Raw genomic sequence first — 18,802 nt, forward strand, 5'->3', positions numbered from 1 at the left:
AAGGAAAATAGTGCAGATAATATCGAGATATTGACCAACTATTTGACGATTTTTGGCAAAATTTAGTTGTTTTTAGCCCATTTAGAGGACACTCGTTTGAATTGAGGACACGCCCTAGTATCTTTATTAAAATGAAGTTGTTGAAAGGTTTTTGATCAACGAAATATCTATTATTGAGTTTGAGTTTTTTAGCCAATCCAGTTGAAGTACATAGCCAGATGTCCGAAAGCCGCAGCCAATAAAATACTAAGTACCACGCGCTCGAACCAAATGATGACCATTTTGCCAACAGAGACTGGAATCTCGGTTGCAAGCACACACGGAATCATGGCTGAGAAGAACAGCACGCTGCTGATGGAGATGACCCCTGCGACATAGCGTGTCAGAATATCTGCCTCACTTAGTAGTAATGCTGGCAAGAACATCTCAGCCAATCCCGCTGACATGCCTTTGGCAGCGACTAGCGGTTCTGGTAGGCCGCCAAGCCATGTAAAGGGATAGAGAAGCAAGCCCAACGCATCGAATACGGGCGTATATTTTGCTAATAGTAATCCTGTTAAGCCGACCGCGATGATAGATGGCACAATGGCGGCTGCCATCGTCAGGCCATCACGAAAGTTAGACCACAAGATTTGTTTGAGGTCAGTGGCACGGCGCGAAGTGGATAATCCCAAGTCAAATGCTGCAGCTAGCCGTGTACGACCTTTATGATCTAAAGCGGGACGTTCGACATGATCATCAAAGAGACTGATAGGCGGAATACGAGCAGTAATCGCAGTAACAATAAAGGTAATTACTAGCGTAGACCAGAAGAACATATTCCAGAACTCTATCAGACCAAGCGTTTTGGCAACAATAACCATAAACGCCGCTGATACAGTCGAAAACCCAGTCGCAATGATAATGGCTTCACGCGCTGAATATTGCTTTTGCAAGTACACACGATTGGTGATGAGTAAGCCAATGGAGTAGCTGCCGACAAAGGAAGCAACAGCATCAATCGCTGATGAACCTGGGGTTTTCCAAACAGGTTTCATAATCGGCTGCATGAGCACACCAACCATTTCTAGTAAGCCAAAACCAACCAAGAATGCTAATATCAACGCCCCAAGCGGTACAATCATACCGACTGGTAAGGCCAGTTTTTCAAACAGAAAAGGCAGCATGTCCTTTTCCATCATAAAGGCAGGCGCTACGTCAGCCACATACATCACTGCCAGTATCAGACCAATAATTTTAAAAGTAGTCATAATCATATGGGTGATATTTTTGCGCCATGAGCCGTCGATAAATGGTTTACTCACGCCATAGAGCATGAGTAAAAACAATAGCGTAACGGACAAAGTATGCTGCTGAGTCACCAGATAGGTCGCACCATGATCGAACAAAATCGTGCTTTTCTCGCCAATGGTAAATGGCACAAAAAACATCACCAAACCGATCGCACTGAATACGATCAGCTGTATTAATGCAATAGGGGTTGATAGTAGTTTTTTCGATGATGTCGTTATACTTTCATCGTTCAGACTAGATGTCGTATTTTGCTCAATCATATTATCCTCCTTGATAAGACGCCGATTATGTCCTTATACCCAGCTACGGCGTATAAAGACAAGGAACAAACTATTTGATCATTGGCAGATTTAGACCATAGTCTTTCGCTGTTTTAATCGCCAGCTCATAACCTGCATCTGCATGGCGCATAACGCCTGAGCCGCAGTCATTGACCAGTACTCGCGATAAGCGTTTGGCTGCAGCGTCCGTACCGTCTGCGACGATGACCATACCTGAGTGCTGCGAGTAGCCCATGCCAACACCGCCGCCATGATGTAGTGATACCCACGTCGCGCCGCCTGCCACGTTCAGCATGCCGTTCAATAGTGCCCAATCAGATACCGCGTCTGAGCCGTCTTTCATACTCTCTGTTTCACGGTTTGGACTGGCGACAGAACCCGTGTCTAAGTGATCACGACCAATAACGATTGGGCCTTTTAGTTCACCGTTTTTGACCATTTCATTGAATGCCAAACCTGCTTTGTCACGCTCACCAAGCCCCAACCAACAGATACGAGCAGGCAAGCCTTGGAACTGAATACGCTCCTTTGCCATATCTAACCAGCGATGGATATGTTTGTTTTCAGGGAATAGCTCTTTAATTTTCTGATCAGTCTTATAGATATCTTCTGGATCGCCTGATAACGCTACCCAGCGGAATGGGCCTTTACCTTGGCAAAATAGCGGACGAATATATGCAGGGACAAAACCTGGGAAGTTAAAGGCATCTTTAACCCCTTCATCAAAAGCGACCTGACGGATGTTATTACCGTAATCAGTCGCTGGAATGTCCATTGCTTGCAAGTCTAAAATCGCTTGGACGTGTACGGCACAAGACAGAGCGGCTGCTTTAGTGAGGGCGGCATGTTGCTCTGGATCTTCTTGAGCAGCTTTCCATTCTTCGACCGTCCAACCGCTTGGTAGATAGCCATTGATCAAGTCATGCGCTGAGGTTTGATCGGTGACTAAGTCAGGCTTCATGCCACCAGCATTAGCACGCTTGACCATTTCAGGTAAGATGTCTGCGGCATTACCAAGTAGGGCGATAGAGACAGCTTCGCCAGCGTCCGTATGTTGTTTGATTAACTCATAAGCATGGTCAAGGTCGTCTGCTTGCTTATCGACATAACCCGTACGCAAACGGAAATCAATACTAGACTGCTGACACTCGATGTTTAACGAAGTTGCTCCTGCAAAGGTAGCAGCTAATGGCTGCGCGCCGCCCATACCGCCAAGACCAGCGGTCAAAATCCAACGACCCGCCCAGCTGCCATCATAGTGCTGACGACCCGCTTCTACAAAAGTCTCATAAGTACCTTGGACGATGCCTTGCGTACCGATATAAATCCAGCTACCAGCGGTCATTTGGCCATACATCATTAAGTCTTTGCGATCGAGCTCGTTGAAGTGCTCCCACGTTGCCCAGCGCGGCACAAGGTTTGAATTGGCGATTAAGACGCGCGGGGCATTTTCATGCGTTTGAAACACGCCGACGGGTTTGCCAGACTGCACCAATAATGTCTCGTCATCTTCTAATTCTTTTAGCGACTCTAGGATTCGATCGTAGCTTTCCCAGTTACGGGCTGCGCGTCCGATACCACCATAGACGACTAGACTTTTTGGGTTTTCCGCCACATCAGGATGCAGGTTGTTTTGCAGCATACGATAAGGGGCTTCGGTCAGCCAGCTTTTGCAATGTAGCGTAGAGCCAGTAGGCGCAGCGATATTACGGCTCTCATCGCGTCGAGTAGGTTTTTTGCTATTGCTATCAGTAGTCATGGTCAAATCCTTGTGAAATCTTTTAAGTCGATTGGGCAATTAAAGTGAGTGGTTTACGATCAGTCTAAGAGTGCACTTAACTGCTTGCTAAAGTGGCTAGATTATCGATACTATCGTAAAGTTGTATATACAAATTATCAAAGATACTTTTTTCATGCAAGGTTTTTTTTTCGTGAGCTGATTGTTTCTGTCATTCACTCAGCCGATTTAGATAACTATCGAGTGAGTTGAAAAATGCCCTAGTTAATACTGAACGCTCAGACATTTTGACTAAGGCTTGCACAGTGGTCTCGTGATATTATGTGGTTATTCCTATTAGCAAAACTGACGGTCAAAGGCGGATATGACAAAGACGATTCCGGCGTATCAACGCATAAAAAACGCCATACTAGACAATATTCATTCTGGTAAGTGGCAAGCAGGCAACGCGATTTCGACAGAAATGGCATTGGCTGAAGAGTTTGGTGTGTCACGAATGACGGTCAACCGTGCGCTAAAAGAGCTGAGCGAGGAGCGGGTGTTAGAGCGTCGACAAGGGTCGGGCACGTTTGTCGCGCAGCAGCAGTTCAATCATACGTTTGTTGAGGTACGCAACATCGCTGAGGATTTAAAGTCGGCCAATCGCGACTATGAGGCACAGGTCGTGAGTAAGCGTGCTATTACGGCTGATATGCTCGATAATGAATTGCGTCGTAAGTTTGGTATTAATGAAGAGTCTGTGCCTGCTAATACAAGCGCTCAGACAGATGCTAGTGATGAAGCTGTCCTGTATGAAGTAAAAATTATTCACTTTGCCGATGGTCAGCCCATACAGTTTGAAGAACGCTGGGTCGATGCCAAAAAAGTGCCGAAGTTTATCGATCAGGACTTTAGTGTGGTCAATACCAGTGATTACTTAATTGCCAAAAGTCCTCTAGAGAGTGGCAGCTATACTATCAGAGCATTGGCGGCCCCTGATGAAATAGCTGAATTTTTGCAAATTGCGCCGCAGTCACCAACGCTTGTGCTGCGTCGGCAGACCTATTCAGCTGGCCAAGTCGTTACCTTTGTAAAAATGTGGCATGCGGGTGATCGCTATCAGTTCTCAGGCGAGTTGTAGCAGATATAGTCAAGCCTATATCAATCTGCTACATCCTCATCCTCGCTAAGCATACTCATGTATAACTTGCACTCGGTTTCCTTGTGTCGAAATTATATTGAACTGACTATACCTTACGTATGCTCACTGATTTTGTACGTTTTTTTGTCCAAAGTGAGATACTATATCCATAAGCTGCTATTTAATAAGATAGCAATTGGCGCTAATTAAACTCGTCAGAATATTTGAACAACCGTTAAAAATTAAAATATAATATAGAAACAGTATTGAAAAATAGCCCAAATAGCCTCAAATCGGGCAACCAAAGCCGAATATCATAGAGGAGCTTATATTGTTCTTCTGTGTCGGCTTGTCCTATTTATTAGTACCATATATTTTATTAGCATTATGTGTTTTTACTTTATTCATTCACTCTTATAAGGACGTCTTATGAAACGTCGTACTCTTTTAGCCCTTGCCGCCAGCACTATGTTCCTTGCCGCTTGTGGTCAATCTACTACCAACGAAGCCGATACCAGTGCAACTGACAGCGCTGCAACAGGCGGTTCTGATTTACTACAACGTATCAACAACGGCGGCACCATCAACGTCGGTACAGAGGGTACTTATCCTCCGTTCACGTACCATGATGAGAGCGGCAAACTAACGGGTTATGATGTTGAAGTAACGCGTGCAGTCGCGGATAAACTGGGCGTAGACGTTGAGTTTAAAGAAACTCAATGGGATGCGATGTTGGCTGGTTTGGATTCAAAACGCTTTGATATGGTGGCTAACCAAGTCAGTTTGACCACGCCTGAGCGTAAAGCAAAGTATGACAAAGCAATGGCTTATAGCTGGTCAGGTGCGGTCGTATTGGCACCTACTGATGACAACCGTTATAGCTCGTGGGAAGGTCTAAAAGGCCTACGTACTGCGCAATCACTTAGCAGTAACTACGGTGAGTTGGCAGAGCGTTATGGTGCAGAGATCGTTCCTGTCGACGGTATGGCGCAAGCGATTCAATTAGTGAAGCAGGACCGTGCTGATTTTACGATGAATGACAATCTGGCGGTATTGGATTATCTCAAAAAATTCCCAGATTCTGATCTTGAGATTAAACTGACTGCACCTGCTAGTGAGTTACGTGGTTCAGGCCTAGTGCTTATCAAAGGTGATGATGAAGTCGTAGCAAAACTGGATGAAGCAATGGCTGAATTGGCGGCTGAAGGTACGCTAACTAAGCTTAGCGAACAGTTCTTTGGTGCTGATATAAGTCAACAAAAATAATGTCAGTTTCTATCATGTCAGCTTCTGTAATGTCTACATCATGGTTCGCGGACTTATTGGCAGTACTGCCATTTATGAGTCCTGATCGAGCGCAGATTGTCATCTCGTCGTTTTGGCCAATGCTCAAAGGCGGTATCTATTATTCGATACCGCTGGCGTTGATCTCATTTGCGATTGGTATGGCCATTGCACTGACAGTGGCATTGATTCGTATCATTCCGCGTGCCACTTGGTTCCATGAAATCATCTATCGGCTCGCTCGTGTCTATGTGTCCGCCATTCGCGGTACACCGATGCTGGTTCAGCTGTTTATTATTTTTTATGGTCTGCCAAGTGTCGGGGTGAAGCTCGATCCTTTTCCCTCAGCGATTATTGCGTTTTCACTGAACATCGGTGCTTATGCATCGGAGACAGTGCGTGCCTCGATTTTGTCGATACCAAAAGGGCAGTGGGAAGCAGGCTCGACGGTTGGCTTGACGTATCTACAGACTTTTCGTCATGTGATTTTACCGCAGGCACTTCGAGTGTCGGTGCCGCCGTTATCCAATACCTTTATTAGTCTGGTAAAAGATACCTCACTTGCTTCACTGGTACTGGTCACTGAGCTGTTCAAACAAGCGCAGATTATCACAGCTCGTAACTATGAGTTTATGTTGGTCTATACCGAAGCCGCGATTATCTACTGGGGTATTTGTCTGTTCTTGACCTTTATCCAAGGCAAGCTTGAAACTCGGCTAGACCGTTATGTAGCAAAATAAGCTACGTAGTAAAATAAATTATGGCTCAATAGACACGCCCTAGCACAACAGGAATTTTTATGATCAAAGTCACTAATATTCATAAAGCCTTTGGTGGCAATCAGGTGTTAAAAGGCATCGACTTGACCATTAACAAAGGCAAAGTGGTCGTAATATTAGGACCTTCAGGATCGGGTAAAACCACCTTTTTGCGTTGTTTAAATGCGCTAGAGATTCCTGATCAAGGTGTGATTGCTTTTGATGACGATAGCTTGAGCGTCGACTTTGCGACTAAGCCAAGCAAAAAAACGCTACTAGCCTTACAGCGTAAGTCAGGTATGGTGTTTCAGTCTTATAACTTGTTTCCCCATAAGACAGCCATTGAAAACTTGATGCTTGGGCCTACAGTGGTACAAGGGCAGAGTAAAGCACAAGCCCGTGAGCAGGCATTGGTACTGCTTGAGAAAGTTGGACTGTCGGACAAAGCAGATCTCTATCCATTCCAGCTATCTGGTGGTCAGCAGCAGCGTATTGGTATTGCCCGTGCGCTGGCTATTGAGCCATCGCTCTTACTGTTTGATGAGCCAACCTCTGCGCTTGATCCAGAGTTGGTACAGGATGTGCTTGAGACGATGAAACAGCTCGTCTCTGAAGGTTGGACGATGGTCGTAGTGACTCACGAAATCAACTTTGCTCGTGACGTTGCTGATCATGTTGTACTGATTGAAGACGGTCATGTCGTCGAAGAAGGCAGTGCCAAGCAGCTATTTGAAGACTCAAAGCATCCTCGTACGCAGGCATTTTTGCAACGTATTGAGCAGTAAAAACGTTTGTTTTTGCGTAAGTAATCAAACAAAAAAGCCCCAATCATGATGCTATGGTTGGGGCTTTTTTTATCGAAATAAATGGGACGTATTTTAGGGTCTGTTGAACATTCAAATGTGGTGCTGGCAGTCACTATTTTTTAGACAATATGCAGTGAAATTTTTGACACCTAGTCATTCTAGGTTAAATAATTTCGCCATATATTGGCAGAAAATAGTACTGCCCTGAAAGGCTGATGCTAAAATCACCCCAAACGTTGTTGCAATCCTAGTTAAGGTCTCGACATTATCGTCGGCTTGCGCCTAATTTAGTGCAATTTTAGCAATCAGCAGCCCTAATATTTGAATGTTCAACAGACCCTAACTGAATAGACAGTAATACTATATTTTTTGTCGTTGTTTTAACCAGCGAGGTACGCGAGTGGCGGTACCATTTAACACAGCATTTAATAAAGCCGCCAGCAAAATAAGCGCCACGCCCAGATATTGAATCCAAGACAAAGATTGATGCAGTAACAGCATCGCGAGCGCAATCGCAGTCAATGGCTCGAAAATCGTAAATACCGATGCACGAGTGGCGGGCAGCTTTTCCAATGCCTTCATATATAGCCCAAATGGCACGACGGTTCCCAGCAGTGACAATCCTAAAACATAGCCCCAAGTCATTAAGGGCAGATCTAGTAGCTGACCATAAGTGTTATAGGTCTCAGGCAGGAGCAGTAGTACGCCAGCACTAATGATAATGGAAGTGAAAAATACCAGAGGGGCAGGGTGAGCGTAATGCATCGCGCGCTTGCCCAATACGCCATATAACGAATAACACATTCCCGCTGATAGGCCGAGTAAAATACCCCAGTTAACTTTTGCTTGCTCGCCTAACATGGTCAATCCCACACCAAATACTGCCATCAATGCTAGCAAGACTGATTTCCGAGTAATAGACTCGCTCAGTAAGAGTTTTGAGAACAATAAGCTAAATACGGGCGCGGTATAGAGTAAGGCAACGGCAGGGCCGGCACCAACGTAGCTGACCGCAAAAAAATAGCAGACCGACATGCCAAGGACACCTATTAACGACTGCATCGCCAGTCCAAGCCATTGTTTTGGCTGTAACTTGATAAGGTGGGGCCACAGTGTTGGTAGCATGGCTAAAATAATAAAGGCCGCCGTGACAATGCGTAATATCGTTACCTGCCAACCACTAAATCCAATTTGGTTTAGGTAAGTCGAGAATATACCCAGCGTACCCCAGCAGATAGCAGCCGTGATGATTTGAATGGTGCCTAGCCATGATTGATGCGAATGGTTCGTCATTCCGTTGTCGATGTTTGCCATACTGTTTTCTTCTTACGATCTAAGTGCCACAAGATGTTGTAAGATTGCTATTGATACAACCTCTCCAAGCAATGCTGAAATAAGAAAAGACAACCTGATTAAAGGCTGTCTTTTGTTTGTTCTTTTGAGTCTATCACTAAAAGATAATAAATGACTACTAGGGCATGTGCTAAATTTAGTCAATAGTTATTTAAACGGCTAAAAAATGGCTAGCGTTTGCTAAATAACCTAAACAATATCGAATCATTAACTCATATCATATTCTTGTTCGCATCACTTTTTTATTTCTACAGTCTCTGTTAATCAATCCATAAAAAGAATGTTTGCTCTTGGAGAGCATTTCGCTGAATAAAGCACACTTTTTCCACTTGGGTTCTTGGTAGATGATCCGTATCAGCTCCGCAATTTTGTGAGCGCTGTTTTATCCACTGAGTCTGTTCTTTTTTAAGGTCAGCCGCCATATCCTCACCGTACAAGCGTCTGACTTCATTTCGCGTTACTCTGTAGCTTTCATTCAATGCTTTATCAGACGTATTATATATCTGATCAATCAGAGCAGCTTGTGATGCTAATGGCAGATAAGTCGCGTTTTCTTTGTAGGTGGCACTATAGGTATCGACTGTCCATTTACTTCTTATAGATATCTCATGGTTCGATGTATCTATAAACCCCTCAAAATCTTCGCCTTCAAAGATATAACCCTGAAATCGACACGGGGTCATGCCATCTTTACATAAGCTATGCTTGGTTTGCGCAGAGTAGTATTTGACAGCATAGGGCGACTTACTAGGTCCTTGTGTTGTCTGCAATAGCCGTCCTAAATCGGGAGCGACTAGCAGCATATTGTTGCAAGTAACACTTCCTTCTGCACAGCTCTCATAAAGGTTAAGACGTTGACCTTGGATGTCCATACCCATTGTAAAGTTTGCCTGTACAGGTGCTACAGCCGAACTGATAGAGGTCACTAGCATTAGGCTCAAGAGCAACGCAGTACGTCTAAGTAAGTTGGATGTATTTAGGCTTGAGCTAGACATGGAGACGGACATATAGGTTTATACCTGCAGCAAAAAATTACTCAGCAATCGCTTAGCGCCTTCAGTGGCAAACGACTCAGGATGAAACTGTACGCCTTGGATTGGGTACTCTTTGTGCGCCAGTCCCATAATCTCATCACCAGTCAATGCTGACTCAGCAAAGCTCAATTCAGCACGGCTGTCATTAGCGACTACTGAGGTAATTGTCAGACAGCTTGGTATAGTGTCGGCTTTTACCACCAGTGAGTGATAGCGCATGATCTCAAGCTCTTGTGGTAAACCTTGATAGATACCTGAGTTATCATGGCGAATTGATGAGACTTTGCCATGCATCGGCACACTGGCGCGTACCACGTCACCGCCAAATACATGAGCAATGCCTTGCATACCCAAGCAAACGCCTAATAGCGGCACAGTTTTGCCCAGTGTCTCGATCACCTCTGCACAGATGCCAAAGTACGCCGGATCGTCAGGGGAGCCAGGGCCAGGCGAAATGATAATTCTATCAAGATTCATCGCTTCTACATCTGCTAAGGTTATTTCGTTATTGCGCTTAACGATGACGCTAGCTTCTTTATTACTGTCTAAGGTTTGGAGAATCTCGCCCACATACTGGTAGAGATTGAAGGTAAACGAGTCGTAGTTATCGATAATTAAAACATTCATGGGTCATAAACTCTTTTGTAAAAATAGTGCTAGGTAAAATATGGTCAATTTATGCGGTATGTTTGGCTTCAATTATGATTGCATAAAGCTATCTAACACGACTTTCATCGCCGACAGTTTACGCTGAATCTCTAAGTATTCATCTGCTGGGTTGGAGTCGTAAACGTTACCACCACAAGTTTGAGCGTAGGCAGACTCGCCATTGATAAAGAGGCTGCGAATTGGAATGGCAAAGATACAATCACCATTAAAATTGAACGAGCCTAATGCACCACCGTAAGCACCGCGACCATCCGGCTCTAGCTCATTAATCACTTTAATGGCTTCTACTTTAGGTGCGCCTGATAGCGTACCAGCAGGGAAATTGCTAGCAAGGGCACTAAACATATCTTCGTTAGGATGCAGGATACCAACGATCTCAGAAGAAATATGCTGCACGTGAGAGAAGCGTTTGATATCCATCAAGCTACGTACTTTTACCGTACCAAATCGTGCCACACGGCCAATATCATTGCGATGCAAATCGACTAGCATATTGTGCTCGGCAATCTCTTTGTCATCGTTGAGCAAGGCGCGGGCAAGCTTACGGTCTTCAATCACGTCCGCACCGCGCTTGGCAGTTCCTGCGAGCGGATAGGTTTCCATTTCACCCTGACGCAAGCGGAATAGCAGCTCAGGAGAAGCACCAATGATGCACTGCTGCGCAAATTTCATAAAGTACATATGCGGCGATGGGTTAACGGCACGCAACTTTTCATAAATCGGCATCTTGTCACCGGCAATACGATATTTAGATTTAAAGCCTACTTCGCACTGAAAAATACGCCCAGCGATGATATCTTCTTTAACTTGCATGACGACATTGGCATGCTCTTCTTGGCTCATACCATCACCTAAAAATTCAACTTTAGGCGCTTCATAGCTAGGCGTTGGCTCATCGAGTAGGGCTTTGATTTGCTCGATGCGGTTTTCTTGTTGGGCAGTTGGGTAATAAAAATAAAAGATTTCCCCAGTCATCTTATCTAGGGTCAATCCATCTAAATACACGCCAAACTTAAATGGTTCAAAGTCTTCACTGGCTTTTGCATTGAGACTAGGTTCAAAGAAATTCACGCAGTCATAACCCAAATACCCGACCAGACCACCGCTTTGATCACGAGCGATGATATGCTGCGGCGTTATGTCACGCAGCAGTTGATAAGGGTTGTCGGTTTGATAATGGCTTGTCTCAGCGGTTTTATTGTCGGTAATCGCAAGCGTATTGCGATCTAATGCGGCGATAGTCGTCACAGGGTCAAAGCCAATCGCATGATGGCGCGAGATATGGCTGTCTTCACCTAATGATTCGAGTAAATAGCAGGTATCAAACGCGCTTTCGATACGTTTGAATAATGCAAAAAAATCGATATCTTGCGTCAGTTTGATACGTTGTGGTTTGCTCGGGATATCGATAGGAGTAGGCTTGGTCTGTGTGCGAGTACTAGAGGTCATAACAAAGTCCGGAATGGTTCAAATATGTGTTGATTAATATGTGTCGATTAATAAGTATAAGTTTCGTCAGTGAAAAGCTAGATAGTATGGTCGTTAGAGGCTAAGAGTGCTCTCTATGAGTGGTCAGTAACGCGCTGACATCATGGCTTTGCTTGGCCTTGGCACCGCGAGAGACAGTGGCGATACCAACCCCTAGCTGCTCAGAGATATCACGTTGGGTGATGCCACGATCTAGCAAGTCAAAAATGCGAATACGATTGGCAATGTCATGCTGTTCTTTATCGGTCAGCAGGGCACTGAGCAGCTTTTCGATATCTGCGCTATCAGTACAGTTGGTCAAATGTTTCACTAAGCTCTGATAAGGATCGGTAGTCATAATAGATAATCTTAGCCAAAGAAAATAGATAGGTCGCTTGTTGAGCGATTTTTCGCTGAGAACTATCTTGTTTCAGTATTCTAGTACAGTAGTACAAAAAAAACAAGTGATGAACTAAGTTAATAACAGACTGCTATAAACGTGATCAGTTCCTACGCCTGACTACGTATAGCCTTAATACATAGCCAGAATTATATTGAATGCTATATCTACGGCTAGTGCAGAAGCATTTTTGCACTCTCTCAGTATATTAAGAGCTAAAACAGAGAATTTATTACATTAATTATTGCCAAAGTGTTAATACTTCGTTATTATGCCTCTCATTATTTAAACGCTAATCATTATCATTAACATTAATCATGTTATTCGCATGATGAGTTATGTGTTTTTAAGGTATTTAATCTTCTGGTAGGCACTATTTTAAGGGTTGTTTGACGACAGCCTTTAAAAATAATTCTAAACATTCTAATTTCTGACAGTAAACAAAGTGAGTAAATGTGTTATGCGCGAAGTAAAGTTATCTAGTCAATTGACAGTATTGTCTATCGGTGTCGCCGCTGTATTGTGGACGCAAGCTGCCAGTGCCGCAACGGCAGCAGATATGCCAAACACGACATTACAGACTATCACTGTAACAGCGAATAGCTCAGTGCATGACGCTGTACAAGAAGACTCTGTCTATATAGATGACTACACCCCAGCTGCACAAGCCAGCCACTTGAATGATTTTCTGGACGTTGTACCAGGGGTAAGCGTGGGCGGTACCTCATCAGTCAACCAACGTATTCGTGTACGTGGTCTTGATGATACCAATCTAAAAGTAACGATTGATGGCGCACGTCAAGAAGGCGCGTTGTTCTACCATATGGGTGACGTCACTATTGATCCAGATCTGCTAAAACAAGCAGAAGTCGCTGTTGGTAATAACTCGGTGACGCTAGGTAATGATGCTCTTGGCGGTGCGGTTGCTTTTGAGACAGTCGACGCGGCAGATTTGCTTAAACCTAACCAAAAAATCGGTGCTAAAGTCAATGTGGGTTATGGTAGTAATAATGACGAACTATTGACTTCAGCTACAGTATTCGCTGCCCCAACTGATAATATTGATCTACTTGCTTACTATGGTAAGCGTGATACTAGTTCGGGTGAAGATGGTAAAGGTCGTGAGCTTTTCGAAGATAGCGAAAGCGAAAATATTCTATTGAAAGCAGGTGCTAATATTGCTGATGCTCATCGCATTGGCGCAAGCTTTAGTCGTACTGAAAAAGATGGTATTTTTCCATTCCGCCCAGACTTTCCTAGCCTGTCCGATGAGCGAATACCGCAAAACATAAGCAGAGATACTTATACACTCGATCATACTTATAATCCTGTAAATCAGCTGATAGATGTTGATACCACCATCTATCAAACAGAGACACAAATATTACGTGATTCTGACAATGTGGGTAATTTTGACTTTGATGCTCAAGTAAAGACTACAGGCGGTAAAGTACAAAACACTAGTATCATCGATAGCAGTATCATCAATGGTGTACCAGGGGTTCATAAGTTAATCGCTGGTGTGGAACATTATAAGAAAGAATCAGAAATGATTCGTGACGGCGCTGCGGCAAACAGTGATGAGGCAACTAATACTTCAGTGTATCTAGAAGACCAATGGCAAATGGGTAAGCTTAGCTTAACGCCAGGCGTCCGTTATGACCGTTATGAGTCTCCAGAGTTTGTCTCTGGTGGAAAAACGTATGACAATGTCGTAGGTGCACTAGCTGCTAGTTATGAGATCGCACCGCGCACCCAACTATTTGCAAGCTATACGCAGTTATTTAATGGTCCAGACTTAAGCCAAACTGTTTTTAATGATGATGGAGCAGGGACTTATATTAATAATGATCTAAAAGCAGAAGAAGGTTCTAATGCTGAAATTGGTATTGCGACGACATTGCGTGGTTTAACGCTTGCTGATGATGCTCTGCAATTGAGTGGTAAGTATTTCGTAACTGATATTGAAAACTATCAGCAATTTATTAGAACAGGGAATCGAGAAGGTCGATATGGTCTAAACTGTACTACTGGTGAACGTGGCTCTGAAGGTAACCTACAAGACTGCCAAGGTACAATTAACAGCGATGAAGACTACGAAATCAAAGGGGTCGAACTAGCAGCCAATTATACGACTCGTGACTTTGGTATGGGGCTAAGTTATTCGCGTGCTCGTAGCGAAGGTGATAAGACAGGCGATATTATTCCATCAGTCAGCGGCGGTAGTGCGGACTCGGGTGATCGTTACATGGTAAACTTAAATTATGCACCAACTGATATCGTTGATCTAGGTTGGCGCAGTACTTATGTGTCATCAATTACAGATAATAATCGAGATACTAAGCCAAGCTACGATGTTCACGATATCTTTATGACTTACACGCCAACTCAAATCGAAGGTATTAAAGCGACTTTAGGTGTATACAATATCTTTGATGAAACTTATGCTAACCACTCATCTCGATTAAGCTCAACCAGTGATGCTGCTACTGATTTCGACATGGGACGTAATATCAAAACGTCTTTAACTTATCAGTTCTAATCTAGCTTATCGAATTTAAATCTAATCGTACTTATAAAGTCAGCTGTCTTACACGGGAGCTGGCTTTTTATTGCCTACTAGCTTTTACATTGGCTGTAACAGCAATGACGTGCCAACTGATAAGTACCTACTAAAACAACATATGACAAAGAACCAACACTAATGATTTCACTCAATCCTCGTCAAGCTTGCCTATGGCTCCATCGTTATACTGGGCTTGCCATGGCAGCTTTTTTAATTATCACTGGTATTACTGGCACATTATTGGCATTTCATGACGAGCTAGACGATGTCTTCAATCATAAACTGGCTCAGGTTGAGAAACAAAACGCATCACATCTGTCTATTGCAGAGCTTCATGATAAGGTCATTAGTGCGTACCCTCAATATGCTTTTTCTAGCATGCCAACCTCGATAGCAGCAGAGAGGTCGGCTGTATTTTCGGTAGATAGAGCACGAGGAAAAGCCGCCCAAAACCAACCAAAAGCACCGTTTCAACAAGTTTATGTCCACCCTTATACTGGCGATATTATTGGTACTCGTGATAGAGATGAGTGGGCATGGCACAACACCATGTGGAAAGTGTTTTGGTTACATCGCGATTTATTACTGGGTGACATTGGAAAATTGCTACTAGGGATTGTCGCGCTCGTGTGGACGATTAATTGCTTTATTGGCTTTTACTTAACGTTTCCTAGAGCGATCAAGAAAAAAGCACAGAACCAAACCTCGCCTAAAAAACGTGCCTCCTTTTTGAAACGCTGGTTACCAGCGTGGAAAATTCGTACTAAAAGTAATATGTTCAAATTGAATTATGATCTACACCATGCCTTTGGGTTATGGCTTTGGGGGATCTTGTTTGTCATCGCGTGGTCGAGTGTTGGTTTTAATTTAAGAGAGGTCTATCAACCTGTGATGCACGCTGTCGTAGGGCTTGAGGGAAGAGATGAAAGACAGGAGAACTCAAGAAAACCATTGGAAAAAGCGGAGCAGGCTTCTGGTGCAGAAACAGCGACTAGAGTTGAAGCTGTAAACAATGAGGCTGTCGCTGTCGAGGCTGTTGATGTGGTCAACAAAGCCAATAGCATTGCTTATTTAAGTGAGCAAGCAAACATCGCTGCCCAGCAGAATAGCGTGTCGGTGCAGCAGCTATTGGGTATCCGCTGGGTCGAAGAAGACAAGCAATGGCAGATGCGTTTCAAAACAAACAGAGATATTGGCAAAAAAGGCGGGGCATCTTCTATCACTGTTGATGCGGCAACAGGCCATGTTGAGCGCGTTAATTTTGGTCATCAAGCTGCCTTTGGTAATAAAGCAGACCAATGGCTCTCTACCCTGCACATGGGGCATATCAGCCAAGGGTTGGGGCATCGTTTGTATCAAATATTTTTAGTAATGATTGGTCTGGCGGTGGCGGTACTATCAGGTACGGGCGTCTATCTATGGTGGAAAGGTCGACAGCAACGATTAAAGGTGCTGCAAAAAGGTAGATGATATTTCCAAATCGCTAGAGCGTGTTTTTATTTAAATATAGTTATTCCACTATAACAGTATTACTGCGTTAACCTTGCTTGAAGTATTTGATATACATCTACACTCGGTTGCCTTGTACCACTTTTAAGTTGAATTGACTATGGCTATTTACTGAATCAAAAGCATGCCCTAGTTATAAATTTAATTGCAAAAATATTATGTATGCTATCGAGACAGTAAAAATGAAGAAAGCAAACGTCTCACCTATCATGACCCATCTATGCCAACTATTATTTTCATCATAGTTCTTTGTGTAATCTACTGAAGAAATGTCTTGAGTAAAATCCATAGGAATAACCACTAATCTTAGACCATATAAGGTCATTCCTAACCAAAAAAAGGTATTTGATATCTCCTTATTTAGAGCATAATAAATGAACAGGCAAAGGCTAATCACTAAAATTAATAGAGATAGGTTCTTGTAGTTTATCCATCGATTATTTAATAGCTCTCTATGCATCTATAATTTCTTTTATTATTTGCGAAATTCTTTATTTAAACCGTATCAACAATCACTGGACGACCCTGATGATTTAGGACAGTGACATCGACGTCGTACAGATCTTTCATTGTCTCTTTAGTAATAACATCAGCAGGACGACCAACAGCCATCACTTCTCCTGCTTTCATCGTAACTACTGTATCGGCAAACTGTGCTGCTTGATTGATATCGTGTAGGACGATTACCACGGTTTTTTGCTGATTGTGGCTAAGCTGACGTAGTTCACGCATGAGTCGACCAGCATGATACATGTCTAGGTTGTTCAGTGGCTCATCGAGCAATAGATAAGGCGTATCTTGGCAGACAATCATAGCGATCAGCACGCGCTGTCGCTGTCCACCTGATAGCGTTGACAAGAAACGCTCGGCAAGTGGCTCAAGCTCAAAGCGCTCAAGGATTTCTTGCACTTTTTGCTGATCGTCAGCGGTTGGTTGTCCTTGATGATAAGGGTAACGACCAAACATCAGTAGTTCATGTACGCGCAGGCGTCCTTGTACATGATTGTCTTGCCCAAGCATCGCGACAGTCTTGGCCAGCGTCCGCGCCTGACAGCTGACAATGTCACGTTCCTCATTATCTACAGCGAAGCTCACCTGCCCAGATTGTAGCGGCTGCAAGCGGGCCATAACAGAAAACAACGTAGACTTTCCAGCACCGTTAGGCCCAATCAAAGCAATAACCTGCGCCGTTGGGAGGGACAACGTAATGTCATGCAAGATTTGTTGTTTGCCAATATGGTGAGAGATATTATTCAGTTTAATCATAGTCAGTCTTATTTAAAAAGTCTTAGGTTTTTCTTGATGAACAGCATTGGCTAAACAAACAATGTCAGCTAAGTAGTTATAACGCACGACGCTGAGACATAAATATCAATGCTAAGAACATCAATCCGCCCGCTAGTTCTATCACCACTGACAATACGCCTGCCATATCTAGCACTTGCTCAAAGATAGTCTGACCCAGCACCAAGCAAATCATAGCGACCAAACTGACCAATATCAGCCGCTCGGTGTGATACATATGTCGCGCGATACGATTGGTCAATGCGCAAACCAATAGACCAAAGAAAGTCACTGGACCGACCAGTGCAGTGGCCGTGGCAACCAGTACAGCGATAATAGTTAATAGACCAAATGCCAGACGTTGATAGTTGATACCAAGGTTAAGGGCCTGTGCTTGTCCGAGCATCAACACATCGCACTGGTAACGCCAGCGCCACACAAATATCGCAGTGATGGCACAGATAAATAAGCTGATACCTAGTAGCTGAGGGTTGACTGTGTTGAACTGCGCGTAGCTAGCAGACTGTACGACCACAAAATCATCAGGGTTAATCAGCCGTGCAATGAGTGCTGATAGACTGCGAAACAACACGCCAAAGATAACACCCACCAAGATTAGCCGCGTCAAATCCTGACTGCTTTTAGAAAATAATAGCTTAAACAATAATAAAGATGCGCCAAACATCAGGACAATCTCTAGCGTAAACTTAACAATAGGATCGAGACTGGTAAAGCTAATCGCACCTAAAAAGAAAACCAGCAAGCTCTGCAACAGAACATAGAGTGAATCAAATCCGAGTAGGGAAGGCGTTAGAATTGGATTGTGAGTCAACGTCTGAAACAGTAACGTCGACACGCCAATCGCGTAGCCAACCACCATCAGTGCCAGCAGTTTTTTGCCGCGTAATGGTAGCGCAAAGTCCCAATAGCCATTGACATTGAGCGTCATAAACAAGGCCATCGAGATCAGTAGAATAATAGCTGCTATGGATTTTGGATGGGCAGCTATCCATGCCCAAAGCTTTGCCAAATGACCTTGTGCAGCGGCTGAATACTGACCATCTGCTGAAGATGAGTTATCTATCGCTGTGCTAGTGTCGGTAGCATCAGTCTTGGTGGAAGTAAGCTTAGTTGATGAGAACATACAAAAATCCTATGGGGCCAAGCTTATCTAATAAGGCAAAAAATGAACGACGGTAAGTGAGTGTTGAAAACTAATACATAGTTAGTAAACATAGTG

15 protein-coding genes are annotated in these 18,802 nt (G+C 43.8%); 6 read left to right on the plus strand and 9 right to left on the minus strand.

The features are described 5' to 3' along the window. Positions 1–188: 188 nt before the first annotated feature. Both ACTXGF_RS16750 and hutU read right to left on the minus strand, forming a co-directional pair. Positions 189–1,553: a YjiH family protein gene (locus ACTXGF_RS16750; protein WP_443534452.1), complete on the minus strand. Its 1,365-nt coding sequence runs from the start codon at positions 1,551–1,553 to the stop codon at positions 189–191. Positions 1,554–1,623: 70 nt separating this feature from the next. Next, on the minus strand, positions 1,624–3,333 hold the full coding sequence (hutU, locus tag ACTXGF_RS16755) for a urocanate hydratase (RefSeq protein ID WP_443534450.1): 1,710 nt from the start codon (positions 3,331–3,333) through the stop codon (positions 1,624–1,626). 343 nt (positions 3,334–3,676) lie between these two features. Here hutU and ACTXGF_RS16760 point away from each other — a divergent pair, with 343 nt between their 5' ends. The 4 genes from ACTXGF_RS16760 to ACTXGF_RS16775 all read left to right on the plus strand — a co-directional run bounded on the left by ACTXGF_RS16760 (position 3,677) and on the right by ACTXGF_RS16775 (position 7,259). Continuing rightward, positions 3,677–4,432 carry a UTRA domain-containing protein gene (locus ACTXGF_RS16760; protein WP_443534449.1) on the plus strand — a complete coding sequence of 252 codons (756 nt, stop codon included), beginning with the start codon at positions 3,677–3,679 and terminating at the stop codon, positions 4,430–4,432. Positions 4,433–4,861: 429 nt separating this feature from the next. Further along, entirely contained in the window at positions 4,862–5,698 is an 837-nt protein-coding gene (locus ACTXGF_RS16765) for an amino acid ABC transporter substrate-binding protein (RefSeq protein ID WP_057761253.1), read from the plus strand. 14 nt (positions 5,699–5,712) lie between these two features. Further along, positions 5,713–6,456: an amino acid ABC transporter permease gene (locus ACTXGF_RS16770; protein ID WP_057762590.1), complete on the plus strand. Its 744-nt coding sequence runs from the start codon at positions 5,713–5,715 to the stop codon at positions 6,454–6,456. A 59-nt stretch (positions 6,457–6,515) separates the two neighbouring features. Next, entirely contained in the window at positions 6,516–7,259 is a 744-nt protein-coding gene (locus ACTXGF_RS16775; protein ID WP_443534446.1) for an amino acid ABC transporter ATP-binding protein, read from the plus strand. 381 nt (positions 7,260–7,640) lie between these two features. Here the strand turns inward: ACTXGF_RS16775 and ACTXGF_RS16780 are convergent, their stop codons facing one another. From ACTXGF_RS16780 to ACTXGF_RS16800, 5 genes are all read right to left on the minus strand, one after another. Further along, positions 7,641–8,594 (minus strand): EamA family transporter, encoded by a 954-nt coding sequence (locus tag ACTXGF_RS16780; protein ID WP_443534444.1) that lies wholly within the window; start codon positions 8,592–8,594, stop codon positions 7,641–7,643. Positions 8,595–8,893: 299 nt separating this feature from the next. Next, entirely contained in the window at positions 8,894–9,640 is a 747-nt protein-coding gene (locus ACTXGF_RS16785; protein WP_443534442.1) for a lysozyme inhibitor LprI family protein, read from the minus strand. Between the two features lie 6 nt (positions 9,641–9,646). Beyond that, positions 9,647–10,294, minus strand: a complete 648-nt coding sequence (locus ACTXGF_RS16790) for an anthranilate synthase component II (RefSeq protein ID WP_394124925.1) — start codon at positions 10,292–10,294, stop codon at positions 9,647–9,649. Between the two features lie 72 nt (positions 10,295–10,366). Then, positions 10,367–11,785, minus strand: a complete 1,419-nt coding sequence (locus ACTXGF_RS16795; protein ID WP_443534440.1) for an anthranilate synthase component I family protein — start codon at positions 11,783–11,785, stop codon at positions 10,367–10,369. 100 nt (positions 11,786–11,885) lie between these two features. After that, a complete protein-coding gene (locus ACTXGF_RS16800) occupies positions 11,886–12,161 on the minus strand; it encodes a Trp family transcriptional regulator (protein ID WP_443534438.1) in 276 nt (91 codons plus the stop codon). A 502-nt stretch (positions 12,162–12,663) separates the two neighbouring features. Here ACTXGF_RS16800 and ACTXGF_RS16805 point away from each other — a divergent pair. After that, on the plus strand, positions 12,664–14,745 hold the full coding sequence (locus tag ACTXGF_RS16805; protein ID WP_443534436.1) for a TonB-dependent receptor domain-containing protein: 2,082 nt from the start codon (positions 12,664–12,666) through the stop codon (positions 14,743–14,745). A 222-nt stretch (positions 14,746–14,967) separates the two neighbouring features. Further along, a complete protein-coding gene (locus ACTXGF_RS16810) occupies positions 14,968–16,239 on the plus strand; it encodes a PepSY-associated TM helix domain-containing protein (RefSeq protein ID WP_443534434.1) in 1,272 nt (423 codons plus the stop codon). Between the two features lie 534 nt (positions 16,240–16,773). Here ACTXGF_RS16810 and ACTXGF_RS16815 read toward each other — a convergent pair. Both ACTXGF_RS16815 and ACTXGF_RS16820 read right to left on the minus strand, forming a co-directional pair. Further along, entirely contained in the window at positions 16,774–17,544 is a 771-nt protein-coding gene (locus tag ACTXGF_RS16815) for an iron ABC transporter ATP-binding protein (protein ID WP_443534432.1), read from the minus strand. Between the two features lie 76 nt (positions 17,545–17,620). Next, positions 17,621–18,706: an iron chelate uptake ABC transporter family permease subunit gene (locus tag ACTXGF_RS16820; protein ID WP_443534430.1), complete on the minus strand. Its 1,086-nt coding sequence runs from the start codon at positions 18,704–18,706 to the stop codon at positions 17,621–17,623. Positions 18,707–18,802: the final 96 nt, after the last annotated feature.

Source organism: Psychrobacter sp. 1Y6 (assembly GCF_052258385.2).
GTDB lineage: Bacteria > Pseudomonadota > Gammaproteobacteria > Pseudomonadales > Moraxellaceae > Psychrobacter.